The sequence below is a fragment of the Bradyrhizobium sp. STM 3843 genome (assembly GCF_000239815.1).
Lineage (GTDB): Bacteria > Pseudomonadota > Alphaproteobacteria > Rhizobiales > Xanthobacteraceae > Bradyrhizobium.
Genome location: NZ_CAFK01000044.1, coordinates 1 through 23,930 on the forward strand (window position 1 = coordinate 1; position 23,930 = coordinate 23,930).

Annotated in this window: 27 protein-coding genes; 11 read left to right on the top strand and 16 right to left on the bottom strand. The window is 64.7% G+C overall.

Going from position 1 to position 23,930, the window contains the following annotated elements:
• Positions 1-430: 430 nt before the first annotated feature.
• Positions 431-1,849: a PleD family two-component system response regulator gene (locus BRAS3843_RS06165; RefSeq protein ID WP_008967907.1), complete on the bottom strand. Its 1,419-nt coding sequence runs from the start codon at positions 1,847-1,849 to the stop codon at positions 431-433.
• Between the two features lie 11 nt (positions 1,850-1,860).
• Entirely contained in the window at positions 1,861-2,226 is a 366-nt protein-coding gene (locus BRAS3843_RS06170; RefSeq protein ID WP_008967908.1) for a response regulator, read from the bottom strand.
• A 218-nt stretch (positions 2,227-2,444) separates the two neighbouring features.
• Between BRAS3843_RS06170 and BRAS3843_RS06175 the strand changes: the two genes are divergently transcribed.
• The gene (locus tag BRAS3843_RS06175; RefSeq protein ID WP_008967909.1) at positions 2,445-2,744 is read left to right on the top strand and encodes a DUF3572 domain-containing protein; all 300 of its coding nucleotides are present in this window, start codon (positions 2,445-2,447) and stop codon (positions 2,742-2,744) included.
• Positions 2,723-4,048, top strand: a complete 1,326-nt coding sequence (locus BRAS3843_RS06180; RefSeq protein ID WP_050886362.1) for a DNA polymerase IV — start codon at positions 2,723-2,725, stop codon at positions 4,046-4,048. The genes BRAS3843_RS06175 and BRAS3843_RS06180 overlap by 22 nt, the downstream gene beginning before the upstream one ends.
• 88 nt (positions 4,049-4,136) lie before the next feature.
• Here the strand turns inward: BRAS3843_RS06180 and BRAS3843_RS06185 are convergent, their stop codons facing one another.
• Complete coding sequence (locus BRAS3843_RS06185; RefSeq protein ID WP_008967911.1) at positions 4,137-4,397, bottom strand: hypothetical protein; 261 nt, start codon at positions 4,395-4,397, stop codon at positions 4,137-4,139.
• Positions 4,398-4,585: 188 nt separating this feature from the next.
• The gene (locus BRAS3843_RS06190) at positions 4,586-5,443 is read right to left on the bottom strand and encodes a cell envelope integrity EipB family protein (protein ID WP_008967912.1); all 858 of its coding nucleotides are present in this window, start codon (positions 5,441-5,443) and stop codon (positions 4,586-4,588) included.
• Between the two features lie 258 nt (positions 5,444-5,701).
• Here BRAS3843_RS06190 and BRAS3843_RS06195 point away from each other — a divergent pair, with 258 nt between their 5' ends.
• From BRAS3843_RS06195 to BRAS3843_RS06215, 5 genes are all read left to right on the top strand, one after another.
• On the top strand, positions 5,702-6,169 hold the full coding sequence (locus tag BRAS3843_RS06195; RefSeq protein WP_008967913.1) for a RidA family protein: 468 nt from the start codon (positions 5,702-5,704) through the stop codon (positions 6,167-6,169).
• Positions 6,170-6,193: 24 nt separating this feature from the next.
• Positions 6,194-6,946 carry a glycerophosphodiester phosphodiesterase family protein gene (locus BRAS3843_RS06200; protein WP_008967914.1) on the top strand — a complete coding sequence of 251 codons (753 nt, stop codon included), beginning with the start codon at positions 6,194-6,196 and terminating at the stop codon, positions 6,944-6,946.
• 88 nt (positions 6,947-7,034) lie between these two features.
• Entirely contained in the window at positions 7,035-8,246 is a 1,212-nt protein-coding gene (locus BRAS3843_RS06205; RefSeq protein WP_008967915.1) for a GNAT family N-acetyltransferase, read from the top strand.
• A gap of 66 nt (positions 8,247-8,312) precedes the next feature.
• The gene (locus BRAS3843_RS06210) at positions 8,313-8,738 is read left to right on the top strand and encodes an HIT family protein (protein ID WP_008967916.1); all 426 of its coding nucleotides are present in this window, start codon (positions 8,313-8,315) and stop codon (positions 8,736-8,738) included.
• Positions 8,739-8,893: 155 nt separating this feature from the next.
• Complete coding sequence (locus BRAS3843_RS06215) at positions 8,894-9,586, top strand: hypothetical protein (RefSeq protein WP_008967917.1); 693 nt, start codon at positions 8,894-8,896, stop codon at positions 9,584-9,586.
• A 24-nt stretch (positions 9,587-9,610) separates the two neighbouring features.
• Here the strand turns inward: BRAS3843_RS06215 and tsaA are convergent, their stop codons facing one another.
• The 10 genes from tsaA to BRAS3843_RS06265 form a co-directional block, all read right to left on the bottom strand.
• A complete protein-coding gene (tsaA, locus tag BRAS3843_RS06220) occupies positions 9,611-10,105 on the bottom strand; it encodes a tRNA (N6-threonylcarbamoyladenosine(37)-N6)-methyltransferase TrmO (protein WP_008967918.1) in 495 nt (164 codons plus the stop codon).
• Positions 10,106-10,235: 130 nt separating this feature from the next.
• Positions 10,236-11,084, bottom strand: a complete 849-nt coding sequence (gene nadC / locus BRAS3843_RS06225; RefSeq protein WP_008967919.1) for a carboxylating nicotinate-nucleotide diphosphorylase — start codon at positions 11,082-11,084, stop codon at positions 10,236-10,238.
• Positions 11,081-12,631 (bottom strand): L-aspartate oxidase, encoded by a 1,551-nt coding sequence (locus tag BRAS3843_RS06230; protein ID WP_008967920.1) that lies wholly within the window; start codon positions 12,629-12,631, stop codon positions 11,081-11,083. The genes nadC and BRAS3843_RS06230 overlap by 4 nt, the downstream gene beginning before the upstream one ends.
• Positions 12,628-13,614 carry a quinolinate synthase NadA gene (nadA, locus tag BRAS3843_RS06235; RefSeq protein ID WP_008967921.1) on the bottom strand — a complete coding sequence of 329 codons (987 nt, stop codon included), beginning with the start codon at positions 13,612-13,614 and terminating at the stop codon, positions 12,628-12,630. Before nadA ends, BRAS3843_RS06230 begins: the two co-directional genes overlap by 4 nt.
• Before the next feature lie 54 nt (positions 13,615-13,668).
• Positions 13,669-14,586, bottom strand: coding sequence for a hypothetical protein (locus tag BRAS3843_RS06240; protein WP_050886364.1), 918 nt, complete (start codon positions 14,584-14,586; stop codon positions 13,669-13,671).
• A gap of 171 nt (positions 14,587-14,757) precedes the next feature.
• Positions 14,758-15,102 carry an AzlD domain-containing protein gene (locus tag BRAS3843_RS06245; protein WP_008967923.1) on the bottom strand — a complete coding sequence of 115 codons (345 nt, stop codon included), beginning with the start codon at positions 15,100-15,102 and terminating at the stop codon, positions 14,758-14,760.
• The gene (locus BRAS3843_RS06250) at positions 15,099-15,836 is read right to left on the bottom strand and encodes an AzlC family ABC transporter permease (protein WP_008967924.1); all 738 of its coding nucleotides are present in this window, start codon (positions 15,834-15,836) and stop codon (positions 15,099-15,101) included. Before BRAS3843_RS06250 ends, BRAS3843_RS06245 begins: the two co-directional genes overlap by 4 nt.
• Before the next feature lie 259 nt (positions 15,837-16,095).
• A complete protein-coding gene (locus tag BRAS3843_RS06255; protein ID WP_008967925.1) occupies positions 16,096-16,536 on the bottom strand; it encodes a MarR family transcriptional regulator in 441 nt (146 codons plus the stop codon).
• Positions 16,537-16,584: 48 nt separating this feature from the next.
• Positions 16,585-17,466 (bottom strand): NmrA family NAD(P)-binding protein, encoded by an 882-nt coding sequence (locus tag BRAS3843_RS06260; RefSeq protein WP_008967926.1) that lies wholly within the window; start codon positions 17,464-17,466, stop codon positions 16,585-16,587.
• Between the two features lie 160 nt (positions 17,467-17,626).
• On the bottom strand, positions 17,627-18,664 hold the full coding sequence (locus BRAS3843_RS06265; protein ID WP_008967927.1) for a lytic transglycosylase domain-containing protein: 1,038 nt from the start codon (positions 18,662-18,664) through the stop codon (positions 17,627-17,629).
• Between the two features lie 156 nt (positions 18,665-18,820).
• Between BRAS3843_RS06265 and BRAS3843_RS06270 the strand changes: the two genes are divergently transcribed.
• From BRAS3843_RS06270 to BRAS3843_RS41350, 3 genes are all read left to right on the top strand, one after another.
• Positions 18,821-19,753 carry a glycine/sarcosine/betaine reductase selenoprotein B family protein gene (locus tag BRAS3843_RS06270; protein ID WP_008967928.1) on the top strand — a complete coding sequence of 311 codons (933 nt, stop codon included), beginning with the start codon at positions 18,821-18,823 and terminating at the stop codon, positions 19,751-19,753.
• Positions 19,754-19,852: 99 nt separating this feature from the next.
• The gene (locus tag BRAS3843_RS06275; RefSeq protein ID WP_008967929.1) at positions 19,853-20,305 is read left to right on the top strand and encodes a PEGA domain-containing protein; all 453 of its coding nucleotides are present in this window, start codon (positions 19,853-19,855) and stop codon (positions 20,303-20,305) included.
• 196 nt (positions 20,306-20,501) lie between these two features.
• A complete protein-coding gene (locus BRAS3843_RS41350; RefSeq protein WP_008967930.1) occupies positions 20,502-20,663 on the top strand; it encodes a hypothetical protein in 162 nt (53 codons plus the stop codon).
• Between the two features lie 25 nt (positions 20,664-20,688).
• Here the strand turns inward: BRAS3843_RS41350 and BRAS3843_RS06280 are convergent, their stop codons facing one another.
• Together BRAS3843_RS06280 and BRAS3843_RS06285 are read right to left on the bottom strand one after the other, a co-directional pair.
• A complete protein-coding gene (locus tag BRAS3843_RS06280; RefSeq protein WP_008967931.1) occupies positions 20,689-21,717 on the bottom strand; it encodes a phenylacetaldoxime dehydratase family protein in 1,029 nt (342 codons plus the stop codon).
• Positions 21,718-21,729: 12 nt separating this feature from the next.
• On the bottom strand, positions 21,730-22,770 hold the full coding sequence (locus BRAS3843_RS06285; protein WP_008967932.1) for a carbon-nitrogen hydrolase family protein: 1,041 nt from the start codon (positions 22,768-22,770) through the stop codon (positions 21,730-21,732).
• A gap of 196 nt (positions 22,771-22,966) precedes the next feature.
• Here BRAS3843_RS06285 and BRAS3843_RS06290 point away from each other — a divergent pair, with 196 nt between their 5' ends.
• Entirely contained in the window at positions 22,967-23,923 is a 957-nt protein-coding gene (locus tag BRAS3843_RS06290) for a helix-turn-helix domain-containing protein (protein ID WP_008967933.1), read from the top strand.
• The last annotated feature ends 7 nt before the right edge of the window (positions 23,924-23,930 follow it).

Sequence of the window (23,930 nt, forward strand, 5' to 3'; positions counted from 1 at the left end):
TGGACGGGGGCAAACAAGCCGGTCCCCGAGGAGATCACGTATAAGCCGTAAAGCCATCGCGCAGGGAAGGCCGGGATGTTTCGGCCGAGCCTGTGGTGACTGCCGCCTGCTTTTCTTGTTGCAGGCGGGCCATGGGAGCGGCGAGCTCCCGGCCTTCCCTGCGCCCTTCATTTCGATGGGCGATGAATTTCAAAGCTCGGACGCAGGATGCGTGGCGAGGACGGATGGTCATGTCTGGACGGATCGTGCAACAAACTCACCGTCATTCCGGGGCGCGCGCAGCGCGAGCCCGGAATCCATACTCACGATGGTGGTTATGGATTCCGGGCTCGCGACTTCGTCGCGCCCCGGAATGACGATCTGGAGAGAGATGCGCGCATTTATCAACGACAGAGCTGGCAGCGGCCGCCCCTTAGGGCCACCCTGCCCCTCAGCGGCCGCGGCCGGCGACCTGCGGCAGGAAGCTCGGCTGGTTCGGCGGCGCGATCGTGACCACGCGATTGCGGCCGTCATGCTTGGCGCGATAGAGCGCGGTGTCCGCCCGCTTCAGCACGTCGCCGATCGGCTCGCCCTTCTGCTCGAGCGTCGACAGCCCGATCGAGACCGTCACCTCGATGCGCGTCTCGCCCTTCTGGACCGAAAAGGGTTCGTTGGCGATCGAGCGGCGCAGCCGCTCTGCGACCATGCCGGCGACATGCAGGTCGGTCTCGGGCATCACGATCACGAACTCCTCGCCACCGTAGCGGCAGGCGAGATCGATGCCGCGGATCGACCGGCGCACACGAATGGCGAATTCACGCAGCACGTCGTCACCGGCGTCGTGGCCGTGGGTGTCGTTGATGGCTTTGAAGAAGTCGATGTCGAGCATCATCAGCGCCAGCGGCTTGCCGCGGCTGGCGGCCTGCTCGGCCAGGGTCGCGAGATGCGTCTCCATGTAGCGGCGATTGTGCAGCGAGGTCAGCGCGTCCGTGATCGCCATCTCGATCGAATTCTGCACATTGTCGCGCAGATGGTCGGTGTAGCGGCGACGGCGGATCTGGGTGCGCGCCCGCGCCAGCAGCTCGTTCCTGTCGACCGGACGCAACAGATAATCGTTCACGCCGATCTCGAGCCCGCGCAACAGCCGCGTGTTGTTGTCGGCGTCCGTCACCGCGAGGATCGGCACATGCCTGGTGCGCTCCAGCGAACGGATCTGGCTGCAGAGCCTCAGGCCGTCGAAATTGTCGAGATCGAGCGAGACGATGACGAGGTCGTAATTGCCGTCGGCTGCATTGAACACCGCCTCGGCCGGATTGGGCTCGACGTCGACGGCATGCTCGGCCGCCAGCAGCGGCGCCAGCCGCTCATAGGACGACGGCCGGTCGTCGACCAGGAGCACGCGTCCGCCGCGTCCGGTGTCGGCGACCGCATCGCGCTCCGGCGCCTGGACGCCGATCTCGAGCGAGGTCAGCGCGCGCATCCGCAGCTCGTCGGTCATCATCTTCAGCCGTGTCAACGACCTGACGCGCGCGATCAGCACGACATCCGACACCGGCTTGGTCAGGAAGTCGTCGGCACCGGCTTCCAATCCGCGGACGCGGTCCGCCGGACTGTCCAGCGCCGTGACCATGATCACCGGAATGTAATGGGTCACCGGATTCGTCTTGAGCCGGCGACAGACCTCGAAGCCATCCATGTCCGGCATCATCACGTCGAGCAGGATGATGTCACATTCGGCGCGCTGGCACATCTGCAGCGCCTCCGCGCCGTTGGACGCCGTCAGCACGTCGAAATATTCGGCAGACAGCCGCGCTTCCAACAGCTTCACATTGGCCGGGACGTCGTCGACCACAAGGATACGCGCGGACATCGAAAACTCCCCTACCCGATAAAGCGTCTTACGGTTTCAATGAATTTTCCGACCGAGATCGGTTTTGAAAGATACGCCTCGCATCCGCCTTCGCGGATACGCTCCTCATCGCCCTTCATGGCAAAGGCCGTGACGGCGACCACCGGAATCGAACGCAATTCCGGGTCATCCTTGATCCAGCGCGTTACCTCGAGCCCGGAGACCTGGGGCAGCTGGATGTCCATCAGGATCAGATCGGGGCGCGTCTTGCGTACGATGTCGAGCGCCTCGACACCCGAACTGGTCCCGGACGTCTGGTAGCCATGCGCTTCCAACAGATCGCGAAAGAGCTTCATATTAAGCTCATTGTCCTCCACGATCAGGACGGTCTTTCCCATCCGTCCCTCCTCATCACTGACACCCACTGCCCTCCGGCGGACCCCTGCCCGCCGATTTCATCTAATTCAAACTCGCCCTAGATTCGCGTAAAGCCGTTAAAGTTGATCTTCCATCTTCGGCGAGATGGTTTCCAGTTGCTTGAACAGATTTCGAAGACTCGGGCATGATGGCTGCCCCAAAGTAGAGCCCAGAAGTTAACGGAAAGGCAAACCGGCCGTTGAAAAAGCCTGCTCGAAATCCCCGGGAAGTTGCTGAAATCGTTGCGATTCAGGCCCTTTCTTTCCTGGCCGGCGACCCCGAGCGTCTGGGTCGTTTTCTGGCCGAGACGGGCATCGGCCCGGAGACGCTCCGCTCGTCGGCAGCGGACCCGAATTTCCTCGCTCATGTGCTCGATTTCATCCTGAAGGACGACGATAGCGTTAAGGCTTTCGCCGAGGCCTCCAAGCTCCACCCGACCAATATCATGGCGGCCCGGGAGGTATTGGGGGACCGAAAATGGGAGCGCGACGTGCCGTGAGCGCTCCCCCGCCGGATGCAGGGCTACGCGCGGCGGCCGGGCCGACCTGCTTCTGTCGGGATTGCCTCAGCGACCTGGAAGCGAAGGCGAGGCGCTGCGTCGCCTGCGGCTCGCCGCGCCTGGTCCGGCATCGCGCGCTGTCCTCGCTCGCGCTCGCCCATATCGATTGCGACGCCTTCTATGCCACGGTGGAAAAGCGCGACAACCCTGAGGTCGCCGACCGGCCCGTCATCATCGGCGGCGGCAAGCGCGGCGTGGTGTCCGCAGCCTGCTACATCGCGCGCACCTATGGCGTGCGTTCGGCGATGCCGATGTTCAAGGCGCTGGAGCTCTGCCCGTCAGCCGTGGTGATCCGCCCCGACATGGCGAAATATGTCCGGGTCGGCCGCGAAGTGCGGCAGGCCATGCAGGCTTTGACGCCGCTGGTCGAGCCGCTGTCGATCGACGAGGCGTTCCTTGATCTCTCCGGCACCGAACGCGTTCACGGCATGATTGCCGCCAAGGTGCTGGCGCGCTTTGCCCGCGAGGTGGAAGCAAATATCGGCATCACGGTCTCGGTCGGGCTGTCCTGCAACAAATTCCTGGCCAAGATCGCCTCCGATCTCGACAAGCCCCGCGGCTTTGCCACGCTCGATCAGGAGGACGCCCGCGAGCTGCTCGCCGACAAGCCGGTCGGCTTCATCTTCGGAGTTGGGCCGGCGACGCAGGAGCGGCTGGCGCAACGCGGCTTTCGCACCATCGCCGACCTGCAGCGGGCCGACGAGATCGAGCTGATGAAGCAGTTTCCGAGCGACGGGCGCAGGCTCTGGCGGCTGGCCCGCGGCATCGACGATCGCAAGGTGATTGCCGATCGCGGCGCCAAGAGCATTTCCAGCGAGACCACGTTCGAGGACGACATCCGCGATTACGCCACCTTGGAGAAGCTGCTGTGGCGCCTTGCCGAGAAAGTCTCGTACCGGCTGAAGGCCAGCAATCTTGCGGGCTGCACCGTCACGCTGAAGCTGAAGACCGCCGACTTCCGCCAGCGGACCCGCTCGCAATCGATCGCCACGCCGACGCAGCTCGCCGGCAAGATCTTTGCGATCTGCCGCGAGATGCTGGCGCGCGAAACCGACGGCACGGCGTTCCGCCTGATGGGGGCCGGCGTCAGCGCGCTGCGCCCGGGGTCCGAGGCCGGTGACAGCGACATGCTCGACCGCCGCTCGGCCTCAGCCGAGCGCGCCATGGATGCCCTGCGCAGGAAGTTCGGCCAGGACGCCGTGATCCGCGGCATCGCCTATGACGGGCCGGAGAAGGCCGGCTGAAGCGCAATGGAGGCAATGATCGCGCCCGAAACAGTTTCAAGCCGTCGGTGTGGACTGTTTCGGCGCGCATCACCTGATGGGCTCGGCGTCAGTAGCCGTAATTGTAGCCATAGTTGCCGTAGCCATACGGCTCACAGGGAACGTCGTTGGTCCACGGCGCGGTGGCAAACGCCCCGACCCGCGGCGCCGGGATGCAGACCCGGCCGTCGGGGAAGCGGATCACGCCAGCATTGGCCTGGACCTCCGTCATGGCGCGAGACGGTCTCACATGATGCTCGCGAGCCATTGCCGGCGCGGCGAGCGCAGCTCCGACCAGCACTGTGCTCACGATTAGTTCGAGCCTTGCCATGTCATCTCTCCATGTCATTTAGAAGACCGCACGACGCGGATCTTCATCAATGGAAATGGACAGCGACTGCTGGCGCACAAGGAGAACAACGGCTCACATCGCTTCAACGTCTCGCGCATCCAAGACGTTCAAGGAACACAACTCGGCATTGCGTGATCGGTCGAACGATATTGATCGCCGCTGCGGGACTAGTGACCGCAGGGCTTCTCGTCCTTCGCGTCCTTGACGTCGAACTTGCCGAGCGCGCCGGCGATGACGAAATCATTGTAGTCGAGCACGAGCGAGCGCGAGACGCCGTTCTCGTACAGCTCGAAGGACATCGCATAGATCGGCGTCTGCTCGCCTTCGGTCTTCTTCGCCTCGCTGTCGTAGTAGCTGACCGTGACCGGCCAGCGGGTCAGGCCCTTCATCTGCTCGCTCGCGGTCGCAGGATCGGGGGCGCTGACCGTCTTGTCGTCGTGAATCGGCTGTCCGATCACGGTCAGCGTGTTGTAGACCTTCTCGCCGTTGTCCGATCCGTCATAGACCGACAGCTCCAGCAGCGACTTTCCTTCGCGCGCGGCGGCGATGATGCGCTGGATTTGCTCGGTCGGAAACACGGTCGAGCCATCGAGCGTGAACGTCTTGGCCTCCGGCTGCTTCAACTTGACCGTGATGTGGTCGCCGGTGCGCTCGGCAATACCGTCGACCGGGTTGGAATCGGTATCGTTCATCCGCGAGTCGATCTTGAACCGGTAGCTCTTGCCGCTGCCGTCTTCCCAGGCCGTCGAGCGCAGGTCGCTCAACGTTACCTTGCCTTCGCCGACATCGAGTTCCGAGACCTGGCGGAATTCGGACGTGTAGCCCTCGCAGGCACTGCCGGTGAAATTGTAGAGGATGCGGCCGCGCGCGCTGTTGATCGGGCTCGATCCGCGCGACTTGACCAGGCTCAGCTCATAGAGGGCTTGATGCGGCAGGAACGGTGCTGCGGCCGCAACCTGTGCCGGGCCGATGGCGATTGCGGCAACAGCGAGCGCACGGAGCGCCGGTCGAAACGAACGAGCCATGTGAGTTTTCCCAGGCCTATCGGAGAATCGTCACATTAGAGATCGTGGCGTTGCGTCGCAACTGGGGCCGTCTCACGTAAACGTGCAAACGCTCAAAGCAGATGGGCCGGAGGACGTGGCCATTGCCGCAGAATTCAGCAGCTGCGTTCGGCGAGCGGCCCTCCCCCGGCACCGGCTTGCAAGTGACGGTCCGATACGCCAAAGAAAGCCGCCGATCCGACCGTCGGATCGGCCATTCATGACCAGACGGGGATATCCATGGCGGGTACGGTTGAACAGAATTTGGTGGCTCAGGGCATCACCTTGCCCCAGCCCGCGGCGCCGGTGGCGAATTACGTCCCCTTCGTCCGATCAGGCAATCTGCTGTTTGTCTCGGGCCAGGTCTGCTTCGGCGCCGACGGCAAGCTGATCGCCAAGGGCAAGCTCGGCGGCGGCGTTTCGGTCGAGGACGGTGCCGCAGCGGCGCGCGGTTGCGCCATCAACCTGCTGGCCCAGGTGAAAGCCGCGATCGGCGACCTCGACAAGGTCGTCCGCGTGGTCCGGCTCGGCGGCTTCGTCAACTCCGCGCCCGACTTCCTGGACGGGCCGAAGGTGCTCAACGGCGCCTCCGACCTGATGGTCGCAGTGTTCGGCGACAAGGGCCGCCATGCCCGCACCACCGTAGGCGTGGCCGCGCTGCCGGCAGATGCCGCTGTGGAAGTCGAAGGCATCTTCGAGATCGCCTGAGCTTCGCGGGACCGGACGGGCCATATGCGTGCACCAGACTGGCTGACGGCCCGCCCTGTCGCCCATCGCGGGCTGCATGACATCGCGCGCGGCGTGGTCGAGAACATGCCGGCCGCGGCGCGTGCCGCCGTCGCCGGCGACTTCGCCATCGAATGCGACATCCAGCTGTCCGCCGACGGTGAGGCCATGGTGCATCACGACCATGAGCTCGGCCGCCTTACCGAGGGCTCCGGCTACCTCATCGAGAAGACCGCGGCCGAGCTGAAGGAGCTGTCCTTCAAGAACACCGACGAGCGGATGATGACGCTCGCCGATCTCTGCGGTCTCGTCGCGGGCCGCGTGCCGCTGGTGATCGAGGTGAAAAGCTATTTCAACGGCGATCGCAGGCTGGTGAAGCGGATGGCCGAGGTGCTCTCGTCCTATTCCGGTCCCGCCGTCGGCATGTCGTTCGATCCCGATCAGGTCCTGGCGTTGCGTGAGACCATGCCGAACCTGACGCGCGGCATCGTTGCCCAGCGGACCTACGAAGACGGCTATTGGGAGAAGCTGACGCGCGCGCAGCGCGACAGCATGCTGCATCTACGCCACGGGTTCCAAACGAGGCCGCATTTCGTTGCCTTCTGGGTCAACCAGCTGCCGGCACCGGCGCCCTGGATCGCCCGCAACGTGTTCGGCTGTCCGCTCCTGGCCTGGACGGTCCGCACCCCGGAGCAGCGCCAGGCTGCCGGGCGCTACGCGGATCAGATGATCTTCGAAGGCTTTACGCCGGAAGCATGAGAGCGACCTTGCAGTCGCTGCTGCAATGCACGATCTTAGGGAGGCGGGGCTGACGGGGATCATTCCCTCCACCTCACCTAAGGGTTCGATGGCATCATCTGAGATCACGCTCGAAGCACTGCCCGGAATTGGCGAGATCCCGGCGGTCGATTGGAACGCCTGCGCCAATCCGCTGGCACCGGAGCCGCTGGCCAGCTCGTGCAGCGCTCTCGGCCAAGCCTACAACCCCTTCGTTTCGCATGCGTTTTTGTCGGCGGCCGAAGCCTCAGGCTGCGCCACCATCCGTACCGGCTGGGCGCCCCGCCATCTGGTGGCCAAGGTCGACGAGCGGATCGTCGGCGTCGTTCCCTGCTATCTCAAGTCACATTCGCAAGGCGAATATGTCTTCGATCGCGGCTGGGCCGACGCCTATGAGCGCGCCGGCGGCCGCTATTATCCGAAGCTGCAGGTCTCGGTTCCCTTCACGCCGGCGACCGGTCCCCGGCTCCTGATCCGTGCAGGTGAGGATCGGAGTCAAATCGGCAATGCGCTCGCGCAGGGGCTGATCGCGCTATGCGGGATCAGCGAGGCCTCTTCCGTGCATGTCACCTTCGCCCGCGAGCACGAATGGGAGCTTCTGGCCGGCCAAGGCTTCCTCAAGCGCACCGACCAGCAGTTCCACTGGCACAATCAGGGCTTTTCGAGCTTCGACGATTTTCTGGCGACCTTGAATTCGCGCCATCGCAAGGCGATCAAGCGCGAGCGGCGCGATGCCCTCGCGAATGGCATCACCATCCATCGGCTGACCGGCAAGGACATCACCGAGGAGGCCTGGGACGCCTTCTTCGATTTCTACATGGACACCGGCTCGCGCAAATGGGGCCGGCCCTATCTCAACCGCAAGTTCTTCTCGCTGATCGGCCAGAGCATGGCCGACGACGTGCTGCTCGTGATGGCCAAGCGCGAGGGCCGCTGGATCGCGGGCGCCATCAACTTTATCGGCTCCCACACGCTGTTCGGCCGCAACTGGGGTGCGATCGAGCACCACCCATTCCTGCATTTCGAGGTTTGCTACTATCAGGCGATCGATTTCGCCATCCAGCGCCGGCTCAGAATCGTGGAAGCCGGCGCCCAGGGCGAGCATAAGATCGCCCGTGGCTACCTGCCACAGACCACCTATTCCGCGCACTTCATCGCCGATCGCGGCCTGCGCCGCGCCATCGACGATTATCTGAAGCGCGAGCGCGCCTATGTTGAGGAAGCCGGCCGCGAACTCGCTGAGGCCGGGCCGTTCCGTAAAGAGGCTGACGAGCCGTCCTGACCGGCTATTGACCTTTGGCGGATGGCAAGGAAAGTAACGCGGTCCGAGGAGCCCCGAGGTGCAGCAATGACCGCCTATGATCCCAACAATCCGTTCGCAAAAATCCTGCGCGGCGAATTCCCCAGCTACAAGGTCTACGAGGACGACCATGTGCTGGCCTTCCTCGACATCATGCCGCGCGTGCCCGGTCACACGCTGGTGATCCCGAAGGCCCCTGCCCGCAACATCCTCGACATCACCGAGGAGGACTATCTCCATGTCGGTCGCGCCACGCGCCTGATCGCCCGGGCCGCCAAGTCCGCGTTCAATGCCGACGGCATCACCATCCAGCAGTTCAACGAGCACGCCGGCGGCCAGGTGGTGTTTCACCTGCATGTGCATGTGATGCCGCGCCATACCGGCGATTCCCTGCTGCCGCCCGCGAGCCGCAAGGAAGAGCCTAAGGTGCTGGAAGAGCACGCGGCGAGATTGGCCGCCGCGTTGAAGGAGTGAACCGGCCGCCGAGCGTTCTCCCGCGTGATCGTATACCCGCCGCTCGAAGTTTATGAATCTCGCGCCTTAAGGTAGCGTGCATGTCAATTTGGTCGTGGCTGTTTCGTAGACCCGCACTGAGTGCACCGAGTGAGCCCGAGCCGGATCGACGACCGATGTTCACCGCTGCCGACCGTGAATTTGTCATGACGGCGCTGGACCAATTCGAAGCGAACGGGCTGGTCATTTGGTCAGAGCTTGAACGGAATCTCGTCGTCGCGCGGGCCTTGGTCGATGTGTCCCTTTGGAAGACGGACGACACAAGACCAGCGCCGAAGCTACAGCCACTTTTCTTAGCTCTGGCGGGTGGCACGGATAGCCTGACCTGTTACCTCGACGATGTGCAGGAGCTATATCCGCCGCTCTCATCGATGGATGATGATGCGGCAACCGAAATACTGGAGCAGCACAGCTCTTCCATTTTCGCCAATGCGAGCAGCATCAACCTCGTCAATGAAGACAATGCGCTCGAACATATGGTGCGGCAGTTTTTTGCCCTGGCCGGCCTAGACGTGGCGCACCTCGATCTGCGCGTCATGAAGAACGGCCTGACCAGGGTTTCCTTCGAGGTCGAAGAACTTGGTGCGTGTCGATTCGAGATTGAGAGCTTGAAGCGTCCGGACGTGACGCCCGCGCTGGCGGAAATGAACCGGATCGCCAAAGCCAAAGGACGTGGGCGCTACATCAGAGTTTCGGAAGGCAGTTCTGAGAGCGAGACGTTCATTTTTGCCGATGATGCCACACTGCCAAGAATCGTCGACCTGCTCGGACTACAGGCCATCGCCCCGACCGACGAAGCCAAGCTGTGACCTCGAAAACCAACTCCGGGAGCCTTATTCGCCATTCCTCCCCACCACCTGCCGCTGCGACAGTGGCGAGAACACGCAGCGGTCCGGCTTGATATCGAGGAGCGGCGTCTGGTCGAGGCAGTCGAGCCCGCGCACCAGGACCGTGTTGCCTTCGAGCGCAACGAACCTGACCGTCGACGTCCCGATCGGGTTGGGCCGCACCGGCGAGCGCAGCGAGAAGGTACCGCGGGTCTTCTCGTCGTGATGCTTCGGGCTCTGCAGCACGAGGTCGCGGCGCGAGCGGTCCAGCCAGTAGATCACCTCGAGATGGGTGTAGAAATCGACGCCCTTCAGCGCCGGCACCCACGGCTCGAAGATTTCGAGCCGGCACACCGGCCCCTCATGGCTGCCCTGCCGCGGCGTCTCCAGCCTGGATGTCCAGGGCGTGCGGATGCGGCCGATGAAATAGAGCTGTGCGTCGCGCGGCGGTGGCGCGTCGATGGCCACTTCGCCCGGACGGAGATCGGTATCGATTGTCATGAAGCTGATCCCATAGACAGGCGCGACCCCGGGTGATCCCCCGACATTCGCTCCCATTCGGCAAGCAAGTCAGCGAATGTTGGCATCCGGGGATCACGAGGTAAACGATTTATTCCGCGGACGCTGCCCCTTACAGGTGATCCAGCCCGATATCCAGCGCGGCCGAGGAATGCGTGATCCAGCCGGCCGAGATCAGGTCGACGCCGGTTGCAGCGATCGCGGGCGCGGTCGCCGCGGTGATGCGGCCGGAGGCCTCGGTGATCGCCTTGCCGCCGACCATGGCGACGGCCTGCCTGAGATCCTCGATCGTCATGTTGTCGAGCAGGACGGCATCGATGCCGAGCGCCAGCGCTTCTTCGAGCTGCGCCAGCGTATCGACCTCGACCTCGATCTTGACGAGATGGCCGACATGGGCTTTTGCGCGCGCGATCGCAGGCCTGATGCCGCCTGCCACTGCGATGTGGTTGTCCTTGATCAGGACGGCATCGTCGAGGCCAAAGCGATGGTTGCCGCCGCCGCCGGCACGCACCGCGTATTTCTCCAGCGCGCGCAAGCCCGGCGTGGTCTTGCGGGTGCAGACGATCTGCGCCCGCGTTCCCTTCACCGCCGCGACGAGCGACGCGGCGGCTGTGGCGACGCCGCTCAGGCGGCAGAGAAAGTTGAGCGCGGTCCGCTCGCCGGTCAGCAGTGCGCGCGCCGGGCCGCTGATGGTCGCGATGGTGTCGCCCGGCGCCACGGCGCTGCCGTCGGGCCGCTCGATCTCCATCCGCACCGCAGGCGAGACCAGTTGGAACACACAGCGCGCCATCTCCAGCCCCGCGATTGCGCCGTGCTGGCGCGCCTTCAAGCCGAGCGACGCGCCCTGCTCGGGCGGGACGATCGCATCGGTGGTGATGTCGCCGGCCCGGCCGAGATCCTCGAGCAAGGCCGCGCGCACCAGCGGCTCATAGAGCAAGGGTGAGAGCGGATTGAGGGTCATGGCAGCACACTCCTGAGCGGATATTCGGCGTCGACGATGTCCCGTGCGGCATCCATCGCCTGTGAAAGAGTGAAGGTGGACGGTCGTGCGACGGGCAGCGTGTCCGGAAAATCGGTCCGGTAATGCGCGCCGCGGCTCTCCGCGCGCCCATGCGCGGCAACCGCGATCATCAGCCCGACCAGAGCCGGATCGGCCGCTGCGCCGGCGCCTTCCGCGAGCGGAAGCAGGCTGCGAACGGCGTCTGCGATCGATTGGCGATCGCGCAACACACCAAGACCTTTTGCAAGCAGCGGCCGCACCGCGACCGGGTCGGGCGCCGAAGGAAGCGCCGCCATTTTACGCAGCATGCCGGCCCTGCCCGGCGCGCCGGCGACACTTTCCGCCACCCATTGCGCACAGACGATCGCTTCCATCAGCGAATTGCTGGCCAGCCGGTTGGCGCCATGCAGCCCGGTGCGGCTCACCTCACCGCAGGCCCAAAGGCCCTCGACCGTACTGCGGCCGGCGCGATCCACCGCGATGCCGCCCATGTGGTAGTGCACGGCCGGCCGCACCGGGATCGGATCGACCGCCGGGTCGATGCCGGCCATCCTGCAGAAGGCGCTGATCACGGGATAGCGCGCGGCGAAATCCTTGCCTGGATTTGTGCGAGCATCGAGAAACACGCGGTGTCCTTGCGCGCGATGGCGCCAGACCGCGCGCGCCACCACGTCGCGCGGCGCCAACTCGGCACCGGGCTCGTCGGCCATGAAGCGTTCGCCGGTTTCGTCGATGAGGATCGCGCCGTCGCCGCGGATTGCTTCTGTCAGCAGCGGCATCGGCCGCGACGGTCCGTCGAAAGCTGTCGGGTGAAACTGCACGAATTCGAGGTCGGACAGCTCAGCGCCCACACGTGCCGCCAGCGCAAGGCCCTGGCCGAAACAGCCACTGGGGTTGGTGCTGTCGAGGAACAGGCCGCCGATGCCGCCGGTCGCGATCACCACGCGCGTGGTGGCGAGCATCGCTGGGCCGTAGGCCGTCGCAGCCAGCACACCCGCGATCGCCTTGTCTTCGACGATCAGCCTGCGCGCCTCAAATCCCTCCAGCAGCGTAATCGACGGACAGCGGCGCACGGCCGCGATCAGCGCGCGCATGATTTCGCGGCCGGTGCCGTCGCCGGTAGCATGCACAATCCGCTTGCGGCTGTGCGCAGCTTCCAGCCCCAAGCGCCAGCTGCCGTCCGGCTGCCGATCGAAGGCGACCCCGAGCTGCGCGAGGCGGTCGACCGCCGCCGGCGCAGCCCGGACGATGGTCGCGGCGGCAGCCTCGTCGCACAGTCCGGCACCGGCAGCGATCGTGTCCTGCAGATGCAGCGCAGAGTCATCGTCCGCGCCCACGGCCGCGGCGAGGCCGCCTTGCGCCCACAGGCTCGAGGCCTCCGCGCCGAGCGGAGACTTCGACAACAGCACCATGGGCTCGGGCGCAAGCTGCAGCGCGGTCATCAGGCCGGCGGCACCACCGCCGATGATCACCGGCTGGCTGGCCAGCCCAGAGAGATCGATGCTCATATCACCAACATCCTTTCCACCGAGCGCCGGGCGCGATCGGCAATCTCGGGATCGATCGTGACCTCGTGCTCATCGGTCTCGAGCGCGTGGCGGATGTTCTTCAGCGTGATCCGCTTCATGTGCGGGCACAGATTGCATGGCCGGATGAACTCGACATCGGGGTGCAGCACCGCGACGTTGTCGCTCATCGAGCATTCCGTCAGCAGCACGACACGCGCGGGCCGCTTGTTGTCGACGAAGCTCGACATCGCCGCTGTTGACCCTGAAAAATCGGCTTCCGCGACTACCTCCGGCGGGCACTCCGGATGCGCCAGCACCGTGATGCCGGGGTGATTTTCACGGAGCGCACGGACATCCTCGGCGTTGAAGCGCTCGTGCACCTCGCAATGGCCTTTCCAGGCCGTGATCTTCACCTTGGTCTGCGCAGCGATGTTGCGGGCGAGATATTCGTCCGGCAGCATGATCACGTGACCCGCGCCGAGCGACTCCACAACGGCAAGCGCGTTGCCGGACGTGCAGCAGATGTCGGCCTCTGCTTTCACCGCGGTCGAGGTGTTGACATAGGCGACCACGGGCGCATCCGGATAGCGCTCGCGCATCAGCCGCACGTCCTGCGCGGTGATGGATTCCGCCAGCGAGCAGCCGGCCTCGAGGTCGGGAATCAGCACCCTCTTCCCGGGATTGAGCAGCTTGGCCGTCTCGGCCATGAAGTGCACGCCGGCGAGCACGATGATGTCGGCATCGACCTTGGTCGCTTCGCGCGCCAGCAACAAGCTGTCGCCGACGATATCGGCCACGCCATGGAAGATTTCCGGCGTCTGGTAGTTGTGAGCGAGCACCACCGCATTGCGCTTGCGTTTGAGCGCGAGGATCGCCTCGACATCATCAGCGAAGGTCGCCCATTCCGGCGGCGGGATCACGCGTTTGACGCGATCATAAAGCGGGGCGGTGCGCGCAAGCGCGCTCGATTCAAGCAAGGCCATTTATACTCTCCTTGAGTATATTATGGCTTATACTTATCCTGAGCATAATTCAAGTCAAGAGCGGGAGAGCGGGAGCTTGCTTCCGATCACGGCCCGTTCGGCCAGCACGCCCTGGCGGAAGCGGAACAGCTTGGCCGGGCGGCCGATCGTGTCGGCGGCGATTGCGCCTGTTTCTTCAACGAGTTCCTGCTGCTCGATGAGGCGGCGGAAATTCTGCTTGTGCACCAGCCGCCCTGCAAGCGCCTCAACGCTGCGTTGCAGTTGCAGCAGGGTGAAGTCGGCCGGCATCAGCTCGAACACGACCGGCCGGTATTTGATCTTGGCGCGCAGGCGGGCGATGCCGGTGGCAAGGATGCGGCGGTGGTCGGCGGTCATGGCGCGGCCGGGGACCACCGGCTCGCCGTCCCCCTTGTCCCGTACGGCCTCAGGGATCAGCGAGGCCTCGTACAGCAGTTCATAGCGCTGCAGCGCCAGCTCCTCGTTCCAGTCGTGGCTGTCGAGCCCGAAGGTGATGGCGGCGCGGCGCCAGCGCTGCTTCTGGAGCGCGGAATTGACCTCCGATTTGGCCCAGGCGCGCAGCTTCGGCGCGATGGTCTTGGCGATCAGTGCAGGCGCCCCGGCTCGGTGATCCTCCCACGGGAAATAGTCGTACCAGGAGGACCACTGCGCCTCGGATCCGTGGTGCATCAGCTCCTCGCGGGTGAGACCGAGATAGCTGATCGAGATGCGGTGCGGCGCGTCGGGATCGCCGGTGCGGCCGCGATCGGCGAAGGTATAGAGCTGCTCGACATAGCCGATGGGACGACCGGTCTGGGCCTCGACCCAGGCACGCAGGCCCATCTGCAGCGAGCGGTGCGCGAACTGAAACGGCCCGCTCGGCAAGGCGCTCGCGTGCGCGATCGTCATGATCTTGGGATTGCCGTCGCTCACCGCAACCAGCACAGCCACGAGATCAGCGGTAATCGCATCCATCGATGTCACGGTGTTCTGCGCTTTCTTGTCCACGTTGCTGAACCCACTCCGCTGATGGTCCCAGTGCGCCGATTCCGAGTTCACATCATATCGCCGCACGTCCAATTGCGAACGCTTGTAATCGAGGAGTGTTGGCAGGCCCTTTATCCCAGAGATGTCGGAAGCCGTGCTCTATCCGAGCCACCATTTGCCCGCGAGCATGACGACCTCGCCGCACACCACCCCGGCAAAGATCGACCGCTGCGTCGCCATGAAGGCTGCGAAGCCCGCGGCCAGTGCACCATAGCGGAGGAACCACGGCACGCTTGCCAGCGCGCCCGGCGGATGCACCAGGATCTGCGCGATGACGCCGGCGAGGATGGCGGTTGCCACGGCCTTGACCCAGACCAGCAGGTCGGAGCCCTCGTCGAGCCCGCCGCCCAGCCAGAGGCCCAGCATGCGCCAGATTTGGTTCGGGATCACGCCTGCGACCAGCAGCACCGCCAGCGTATGCCAGTCCCCGATAAAGTCGCTCACGTGCGCTGCCGCCATTTGTGGACGCCGAAGGCGATGGTGCCGGCGGCGACGCCGCTGACCAGGATGTCGACGCCGCTGTTGAGCAGCGCCGCGACCGGATAGAAGACGAGCCCCAATGCCAGCGCGAGCACATCGGCCAGCTCTCTGGAATTGCGCGCGGTGGAAAACAGGAACGCCAGCGGGGTCAGCAGCAACACCGCCGCGCCGAAGGTCTGCGAGAGATTGGCCGCCAGCAGATAGCCGATGATGGTCGCCACGAGCCCGATCGTGATCAAGCCGGTGCCGAGGCCATGGACAAAGGCGATCCGCCGCTCACGCGGCACATGCGGCAGGAAGCGGTAGCATTCGACCCAGAGCGTCACCGCCGTGAAATGCGCCACCAGCACCAGCTGGCGCCGCTTGGTCGCGGGCGTGCGCAGCAACGGCATCACCGCCACGACCATCGGAAACAGGCGGATCGCGCTCATGGTCACGGCGATCGCCGATTGCACGATGGTCTGCCCCGATCCGAGCGTCGTCACCAGAATGATCTGCGCCGGGCCTGCCCAAACCAACACCGTGCTCAAGATCGCCCAGAGCATGCTGAAATGAGTGTCGTGGGCGAGCGCGCCGATGCCAATGAACGTGACGAACAGCACCATCGACAGGATCGTCGCCGATGTCGCGCGCAAGCCCCAGCCGAAGGCGCGGATCGCGCCATTCCATTGCTGGGAATCGAGCGGAGGAAGCGTCACGGGCGAGCGGGAAGCAATTGCATCCTTCCATAAGGCTGGGGAGAGCGGGTGCCGTCAACCGTCGCGCGGCGCCTGCGGCCCTGCGGTAATCGCATCCAATGCCGTTACGGTGGTCGGCGGCCGCTTGTCCACGTTCCTGTCGAATCTCCGGGCCAATGCCGATGGCACTCTGTGGACCAAGCGAGCCCCGGCCCACCGCAAGCGAAAAGCTGTCCCGGCTGGCGCCGCGCGCTCAGGTCAGCCAGAGATGCCCCGGGTCTCAGGAAGGGCCGACGACCATCTGTCTCAAACCCTGCCGGAGCTCCTTGACATTCTTGGCGCCGTTCAGTTGCTCGAACTGTCGCTGGGCTTCGCGCCAGAGAGGCGATGCCTCGGCGTGAAGACGACGTCCTTTTTCAGTGAGCTCGATCAGGCGGCTTCGGCCGTCAGTGGGTGACGGCCGAAGCCTGATCACACCGTCGCGTTCCAGCAGGCCGACCATCTTGCCCATGGCCGTCCGTTCGACGTCGAGGCGTTCGGCAAGAGGATTGATCGCAGCACTCCCCACCTCGGCGAGCGCAGCCAGGATGAGGAATTGCGTGATGCGCAGGCCGGTCGGCTCCAGATGAGCATCATAGAATCGCGTGATCTGCCGGCTCGCCTTTCTCACCGCGTTGCAGTTGCACGCATCGATCCTCAATGGTTGGTCGGCCTGCAGCATTTCTCTGTCCTCTCGATTTCCGTCAATGGTCCGAACGCGCTGCGCACATCACGCGAACACGTTCCGGTGCTTCTTTATGAAAGCCTGGACCGAAAGCGCCGGGGTCCCGGTGATCCTTTCGACATTGTCGTTCGTGCCCGCGAAGATGCCATCCCGATAGTTCTGGGCAACCTCGACCAGGTGCTGCACCAGGAACGGCGGGAATTTGTATGACTGCTCCATCTTCTGCTTGAATTCCTCGATCGAGCTCGGCGCGTAGTCGATCTTGGCGCCCAACACCTCGCTCATGGCCGCGGCGATCTCCGTATGGTTCATCTCGACCGGACCATGGAGCGTGTAGATCTTGCCCTCGTGCCCTCTCGGATTGGCCAGGATATGCGCGATGACCCGCCCCTGGTCCTCGCTCGCGATGGGCGCGTGACGGCCGTTGGCGAATGGGAAACTGATCGTCTTCTTGGCCCAGATTTCGCGACCCCAATGTGGATAGATCAGCCAATCGGCAAAGAAGGTGGGACGCAGATGCGTCGTCGCGACACCCGACCAATCGAACACCCGCTCGGCAAGCCAGTGATCCTGCGCCGCGTGGCTCACCGCTTCCCGCCGCGCCGAGATCTGCGACATGTTGACGATCGCGGTGACGCCTGCCTCCTTCGCAGCCTGCGCGAAATAGGCGGAGGCGCTGATAATTCCCGGCGCGATCGGATGAAGGAAGTAGGCCGACCGGATACCTTCCATTGCCGCACGGATGTCGTCGATATCGGTGAAATCACCGACCGCGATGTCGACGCCGCGAGACCGCAGAGCAGCGGCCTTTTCATCGTCCTTGCGCACATAGGCCCGCACCCGCTTGCCCATCCTGAGCAGTTCGTCGACGGCGGCTCCCCCGGTGCGTCCGGTGGCGCCGCTCACAAGAAACTCGGCCTCACTCATGATGACGATCCTTTTCATTCGAGAGCATATGCTCGTAACTGGGCAAGATAAGAGCATATGCTCTTATCTACAAGCCCCTCTGGCCGATTTCAGCGCGGGCGCTCGATTCATCTTATTTTTCAATGCTCGCAAGGGTCAGCGCAGGTGAACCGATCGCTGGTCAGACGCCCCTGTTGCGCAGCACGAAGCAGGCGCCGCCGGCGCGGCGGATACGGTTGCAGAGGTCGTCGGCCTCACCGCGCGTGTCGGCGCCGATCCGCACCTGGTAGAACGGATGGAAGCCGCGCGTGCGCATCACCGACGAGAGCAGGCTTGGATCGCGATTGCCGACGATCGCGCTAAGGCCCTTGATCGCTCGCGCATACATCGCGAGCGCCCTGTTGCGGTCGAAGCCGGCGGCAAGCTGCACGCCCCAGAGCTTGGCCGCGGCGAGCGCCACATGCTGCTCGAGCTGGGTGACGAACGGATTCGGCGCGCGCTTGAGCAGCGCCATCAGCTGATGGCACGAGGTCGGCGGCGGGCTCGGCGGCGCCTTGCCGCCCTTGCCTGCGGCGGCCCAATCGTCGACGGTCGCGCCGGTGATGGCCGAGACATAGTTGCGGGTCTCATAGGGCATCTGCCCCTTGCCCGCGAGCCAGTCCTGCACCCGGCGCGGTCCGGCGTTATAGGCCGCCGCGGCCAACCCGAGATTGCCGAACTGATCGCGCAGCTCGGCCAGGAACTCGGCCGATTTCGGCAGCGCCTGCACGGGATCGAAAGGATCGAGCAGCCGCCGCTCGTCGGCGGTGCCCGGCATGAACTGCGCAATGCCCTGCGCGCGCCGGCCACTGCGCGTGACCGGCCCCTCCGCATCCGGCTGGAAGCGGCTCTCCTGCCAGATCACGCGGGCGAAGAATTCGAGCGGCAGGTTGTTGGCCCGGGCCGCAGATTCGATCATCAGGCAGATCGCCTCGCGCGTATCGCTCTCCTTGGGATCGTCACGTTTGGCCTCCTTATCCGGCGCGGCTGCGCCGGGCTCTGGCTGCGCTGCATCCCGTTTCGCGGCGTCCTTGGCGGGTTCAGCGGAGCTTGGCGGCGAAGACAGAGACGGCGGAGGCTCGGCCACAGGCGGCTTGGCGACGTCTTCAGCAAACACGTCTGCCGGCGCTATGAACGCCAGATAAAGGCCGATACAGAAGACGCGGATCACGTTGTACATCTGCAAAGGTCGAATTACCGGTTCGAAACCCCGTCGGCGTTCCCCACCTCAAAGCAATTGCAGGCCCCAAGTTCCTCGACGCGACGGCTTGACACGCGGGGGCCGGGGTTAGCAATTTCACCCGAGCCGACGAGACATCACGGAGGAACGTCAGGCATGACCGCCGCCGACGATCGGTTCGGCTTCGCGCCGGACGACGATGTGCCCCTGCCCTATATGGCGCGCACCCGGGACTACTACCTCGCGATCGGCTATGACACGCCCTATCGCTGGGCGCACTACACATCCGCGCCATTTCAAACCCTGAAGAAACCGCTTCGTGAATCCCGCGTGACCATCGTCACGACGGCTGCGCCCTACGATCCCGCCAAGGGCGATCAGGGACCCGGTGCTTTGTACAACGGCGCCGCCAAATTCTATTCCGTCTACGATGGCGATACGTCGGCGCCGCATGATCTGCGCATCTCCCACATCGCCTATGACCGCGTTCACACCTCCGCCGAGGATTCCGGCACCTGGTTCCCGCTGCCCCAACTCATTCGGCTCGCGCGCGAGGGTCGCGTCGGCGAGGTCGCACCGCGCTTTTTCGGCGCGCCGACCAATCGCAGCCATCGCGCCACCATCGAGACCGATGCGCCGGAGATCCTGGCGCGCTGCCGGGCCGATGCCGTGGATGCCGCCGTGCTGGTGCCGAACTGTCCGGTCTGCCACCAGACCGTAAGCCTGGTGGCGCGGCATCTGGAAGCGAACGGCATCGCGACCGTCGTCATCGGCTGCGCCAAGGACATCGTCGAGCATGTCGCCGTGCCCCGCTTTCTGTTTTCGGATTTCCCGCTCGGCAATTCCGCGGGCAAGCCGCACGATGTCGGCTCGCAGGCCCTGACGCTCGCGCTGGCGTTGCAGCTGTTGGAAAGCGCGCCCGGCCCGCAGACCACCATGCAATCACCGCTGCGCTGGAGCAGTGACGCGAGCTGGAAGCGCGACTACAGCAATCCCGCGCTGCTCAGCCCGGAGGAATTGGCGCGGCGGCGCGCCGAGTTCGATGCGCAGAAGCTGATTGCGAAGGGACTGCGCGAGAGCAACAGCTAACAGGTTTTCCCAAGAACCCTTATGAGCGCGGGGCTTTTCTTCTTGCCCTCACGCTTCGGTTGCGGTTGATTGCTGCGGGGTTCTGGGGGACGACTATTAATGCGTGTTTTGTGGTGCTTGGCGCTTTGCGCCATCGTGGGCGGTTGTGCGTCGGTAACGCGGGGGACAACGGAAACGATTAGTGTCTCCTCGACACCATCCGGCGCGGAAGCGACCGTTTCAGGACTCGAGGCGCCGCTCACGTGTAGTACGCCTTGTGCGTTCGTAGCCAAGCGAAACGCCGACATCTCGGTCTCGATCGCCAAGGACGGTTACGAGACCCAGATCGTGCCGCTGACGAAGGACATTCCGGCCGCAGGCGCGGCCGGCTTCGCCGGCAATATCCTCGCGGGCGGTCTGATCGGGATGGGAGTCGATGCCGCGACCGGAGCGGCCACCGATCATAAGCCGAACCCGGTGATCGTCACGCTGCAGCCGCACAGAGCCGCAGCACCGGCACGGCCAGCGCGGCAGCGCCGGCCCGCCCCGACGGCGCCTGAAGCTGGCACCTGAGGGGACACGGGTCGGCGCAGCCACGGAATCGGCGTCTCCCTCGCGCATCTGCCCGTTGAAATGATAGGGTGGCAGAAAGCTCGACTCGATCTGCAGTTCGAGTCGTGGCGCAGCGACTGGGTTAAGCCGCACGCCGGAACGTCCCGGGCCGCGGCGCTTTCACGCTCCTGGAACATTCTCTACGGAGAAGGGTCCGATGCGCCGCGCACCTCTCAAAGCCTTGTTCGCGCTGCTGACCTTCAGCAGGGACGACGAGACGCCGCTGCGCTGGGACCGCATCGTCCTGATCTTCTCGATCCTGGTCACAATCGGCCTTGCCGTGCTTTACGTCCATGGAAAGGTGACCGGACGGTGGTAGCGCACTCCGTCTCGGCCCTGGCCAGTCAGCCGACCGCGGCGAGCATCCCGGTCTTCGGGTGACAGCCGCGATATTCGAAGAACTGCTCATCGGCGGCCGCGACCGTCACCTCATGATAGAGCCGAAGCTTCGCGGCCGGACCGAGTGATGACAGATACTTCATCGCCGCTCCGAAGATCCTGACGTGGGTCGGATGCGATTCCGCCCAGCGCTCCAGCGCGGACAGACTTTGCCACCAACTCTGCCCGTAGGACTTCTCGGTCAGCGCGCCATCGGGTCCCCGCAGTCGCATATAACGATTGGCGTAGCAGCCGATCGAGATCCCATCGTCGCGCAGGAAATCCATGCCCTCGCGCAGGACCGGCTCGACGTCTTCCAGATACATGCGGCGCTCGGCCGTGTCCGTGTCGCTCCAGTCCTGGCCTGAGCGGATCATGCAGAGATTGTCCGCGGCCAGGACGCGAAGGCGCGGTCCGTCCTGTAGCAAAGTCGGCTTGCCCGAGGACCTCATCTCGTCGGTCAGAGACAGCGGGATGCGGTCGCGCATTCCGCCCCAATAGGCATGCTCCAGCACCTCCCCACTCATCCCCCCGGCAATGACCGCGACGCCTTCGGGCCGGCCCAGCGAGGAGAACAACGTCTCATAGCGATCGACCGCCGGCCGCAGCACTTCGATGAATCGACCGACACCGTCGACGCCGGACCCGGTCCAGGCGGCGCGCGCCGGCACGAACCACGCGTCGAAGCGCGCGACGTCGTCCCAATAGGCGACGAAAACCTCGTTCGCGAATCCAGCCTGGTCGACATAGTACGCATGGTCCCAATGCGATGGTCCATGCGCCTCCGATACGAGCTTCACGAAGTCCGCCGTCGAGGAGGCCGCCGTCAGCGGCACCTCGCCGCGATATTGCTGGCCGAAATAAGCCATCACAACGCGGGCGACGCCGGGCTTGTAGCGGGCGACGAATGACGGGTAAGGCGGCTTGTAATCGTCATCCACACGGCGATGGCGACGGCGCGCGGTGATCAGATGTGGAGGTATCGCGGACTCCATGATCCCCTCCCCTCAAGCCGCTTCGCCCGACCGGGCGACTGCAACCTCTCCGGCCGGAGCGGCCGGCGTCACATGGTCGCCAGGCAACGAGAAATGCTCGACGCGACTGAACGGCTTGTTGTTGAGCAGCAGCCGCGTGACGTCGGGACGCGAATAGTGCCCGGCCGGATCGGCGGCATTCTTGGCGATGCCGATCATGCCGAGGTCGATCTCGGCGATCAGCAGACCTTCCTGCTCGGGCGGCAGCTTCTCGACCAGCAAGCTGCCGTCAGGACCGAAGATCGCGGCGTGACCTCCGCCGACATGCAGCAGCGCATGCTTGTCGGGGCGATCGCACAGCTCGTCGATCATCGCCTGCGAGACTGTGGCGCACGGGGCCAGCACGAAGCACGAGCCTTCCACCGCATAGATGCGCGACGCTGCATTGTTGACCTCGGCGCCAAGCGCCGGCGCGAACGGATCGTAGAGCGAGAAGCTCGGCCATGCCGCGACGTGAACCTGTTCGTTCTGGGCATACATCGCGTATTTCGACAGCGGCTGCAGATGCTCCCAGCAGCACAGCGCGCCTAACCGGCCGATGTCGGGCCGCGCGTGGACGGCGAGGTCGCTGCCGTCGCCTTCGCCATATACGGTACGCTCGGCATGGGTCGGCCGCAGTTTGCGGCGCTTCGCGATGGTCTCACCATCGGGACCGATCAGCCACTGCGCGATGTAGAGGCTGCCACCATCGCGCTCGGAAACGCCGAGCACAGCCGTAAGCTTCGCCTTGCGCACCGCGACACGCAGGGCCTCCGCCTGCGGGCTGTCATAGGACAACGAATTGTCGAAATAGCGCTGCACGAATCCGCGCCCGATGCACCAGGCCGGCGAGTCCATCCAGATGTGCCAGGGATAGCCGGGGATGAAGACCTCCGGGAATGCGATCAGCTTGGCACCCTTGTCTGCCGCTTCCTCGATCAGCCCGATTGTCTTCTGGATCGAGGCGTCCAGGTCGAGCCAGGCAGGCGCCGCCTGCACCACCGCCACCTTGTATTTCGGATAGACGATACCCATCGCCGCTGCTCCTGCTGCCAATTGCGGCGCATCCCGCCGCACCACGATCGCGCGCACTATTGACCCCGGCCGTCATTCGCGCTCGTCTCGCAGGGAACGAAAATTCGACTACGACCGCGGCCAACCGTCCGGCCGGCCCGGATTTTGCTGCATTGCCGGATATCCAATCGACACAGGTGTAGGAGGAGACGGACCGATGCCGATCCTGTTCACCACGGACCAAAGCCCGGCTCACCGCCGACTGGCGATGTGGCAAGACATCGTCTGCGATGTCTATGTCGGCCTCGACTGCAGGTCCGATCTGGGCAGCGCCTTTCGGGGCAGCGTGACCTATGCGGCTTTTGGCGAGGCCGTGTGCTCCGAAGTGTGCTCGGACCAGCAGCGCGTTCACCGCACCCATCAACGGATTTCCCGCTCAGATGCAGACTTCGTGCTGGTCGCGCTGGGGCGTGAGGGGATCGGCGGCGTCGTCCAGGATGGCCGCGACACGGTGATCCGGCCCGGCGAGTTCGCGATCTACGACACGACGCGTCCTTATGAGCTGCAGTTCGACGCCGCTTTCAAGCAGATCGTGTTCAAGCTGCCGCGTCAGATGCTGCAGCGCAGAATCGGCCCCACCGAACCGGTGACGGCAATGACCTTCGGCGCCGACAGCCCGCTCCAGCCCCTTGTCTACGATTTCATCGTCAAGCTGTGCGAGCGCGCCGATCACATCGGCGCCGAGCACGCCGAGCGATTGTCCGACCAGGCTGCCGACCTGCTGGCCATGACGTTGGCCGAGCGGCTCCAAACCCAGCCTCTGCCGGTCTCCAGCCATCGCGCGGCGCTGCTCTATCGCATCAAGGCGCATGTTCGCACGCACCTGTCCGATCCCGATCTTTCGCTGCCGGTGGTCGCGCGCGAGCTCGGGCTGTCTGCGCGCTACGTCAACGATCTGTTCTCGGATGAAGGGCTGTCGTTCCAGCGCTTCCTGCTGTCGGAGCGGCTCAAAGTGTGTCGGCGCGACCTCGCCGCGCCGGCGCTGACCCATCGGCAGATCAGCGAGATCGCCTTCGCCTGGGGCTTCAACGACGCCTCGCATTTCGGCCGTGTCTTTCGCGAACAGTTTGGCATGTCGCCACGCCAGTGGCGGCGCAGCAGCCCGGCGCGCTAAAGTCAGA

Coding starts and splice junctions, on each gene's coding strand:
- BRAS3843_RS06165 (WP_008967907.1), bottom strand. CDS start 1,849: ATGTCCGCGCGTATCCTTGTGGTCGACGACGTCCCGGCCAATGTGAAG.
- BRAS3843_RS06170 (WP_008967908.1), bottom strand. CDS start 2,226: ATGGGAAAGACCGTCCTGATCGTGGAGGACAATGAGCTTAATATGAAG.
- BRAS3843_RS06180 (WP_050886362.1), top strand. CDS start 2,723: ATGGGAGCGCGACGTGCCGTGAGCGCTCCCCCGCCGGATGCAGGGCTA.
- BRAS3843_RS06185 (WP_008967911.1), bottom strand. CDS start 4,397: ATGGCAAGGCTCGAACTAATCGTGAGCACAGTGCTGGTCGGAGCTGCG.
- BRAS3843_RS06190 (WP_008967912.1), bottom strand. CDS start 5,443: ATGGCTCGTTCGTTTCGACCGGCGCTCCGTGCGCTCGCTGTTGCCGCA.
- BRAS3843_RS06195 (WP_008967913.1), top strand. CDS start 5,702: ATGGCGGGTACGGTTGAACAGAATTTGGTGGCTCAGGGCATCACCTTG.
- BRAS3843_RS06200 (WP_008967914.1), top strand. CDS start 6,194: ATGCGTGCACCAGACTGGCTGACGGCCCGCCCTGTCGCCCATCGCGGG.
- BRAS3843_RS06205 (WP_008967915.1), top strand. CDS start 7,035: ATGGCATCATCTGAGATCACGCTCGAAGCACTGCCCGGAATTGGCGAG.
- BRAS3843_RS06210 (WP_008967916.1), top strand. CDS start 8,313: ATGACCGCCTATGATCCCAACAATCCGTTCGCAAAAATCCTGCGCGGC.
- BRAS3843_RS06215 (WP_008967917.1), top strand. CDS start 8,894: ATGTTCACCGCTGCCGACCGTGAATTTGTCATGACGGCGCTGGACCAA.
- tsaA (WP_008967918.1), bottom strand. CDS start 10,105: ATGACAATCGATACCGATCTCCGTCCGGGCGAAGTGGCCATCGACGCG.
- nadC (WP_008967919.1), bottom strand. CDS start 11,084: ATGACCCTCAATCCGCTCTCACCCTTGCTCTATGAGCCGCTGGTGCGC.
- BRAS3843_RS06230 (WP_008967920.1), bottom strand. CDS start 12,631: ATGAGCATCGATCTCTCTGGGCTGGCCAGCCAGCCGGTGATCATCGGC.
- nadA (WP_008967921.1), bottom strand. CDS start 13,614: ATGGCCTTGCTTGAATCGAGCGCGCTTGCGCGCACCGCCCCGCTTTAT.
- BRAS3843_RS06240 (WP_050886364.1), bottom strand. CDS start 14,586: ATGGATGCGATTACCGCTGATCTCGTGGCTGTGCTGGTTGCGGTGAGC.
- BRAS3843_RS06255 (WP_008967925.1), bottom strand. CDS start 16,536: ATGCTGCAGGCCGACCAACCATTGAGGATCGATGCGTGCAACTGCAAC.
- BRAS3843_RS06260 (WP_008967926.1), bottom strand. CDS start 17,466: ATGAGTGAGGCCGAGTTTCTTGTGAGCGGCGCCACCGGACGCACCGGG.
- BRAS3843_RS06265 (WP_008967927.1), bottom strand. CDS start 18,664: ATGTACAACGTGATCCGCGTCTTCTGTATCGGCCTTTATCTGGCGTTC.
- BRAS3843_RS06270 (WP_008967928.1), top strand. CDS start 18,821: ATGACCGCCGCCGACGATCGGTTCGGCTTCGCGCCGGACGACGATGTG.
- BRAS3843_RS06275 (WP_008967929.1), top strand. CDS start 19,853: ATGCGTGTTTTGTGGTGCTTGGCGCTTTGCGCCATCGTGGGCGGTTGT.
- BRAS3843_RS41350 (WP_008967930.1), top strand. CDS start 20,502: ATGCGCCGCGCACCTCTCAAAGCCTTGTTCGCGCTGCTGACCTTCAGC.
- BRAS3843_RS06280 (WP_008967931.1), bottom strand. CDS start 21,717: ATGGAGTCCGCGATACCTCCACATCTGATCACCGCGCGCCGTCGCCAT.
- BRAS3843_RS06285 (WP_008967932.1), bottom strand. CDS start 22,770: ATGGGTATCGTCTATCCGAAATACAAGGTGGCGGTGGTGCAGGCGGCG.
- BRAS3843_RS06290 (WP_008967933.1), top strand. CDS start 22,967: ATGCCGATCCTGTTCACCACGGACCAAAGCCCGGCTCACCGCCGACTG.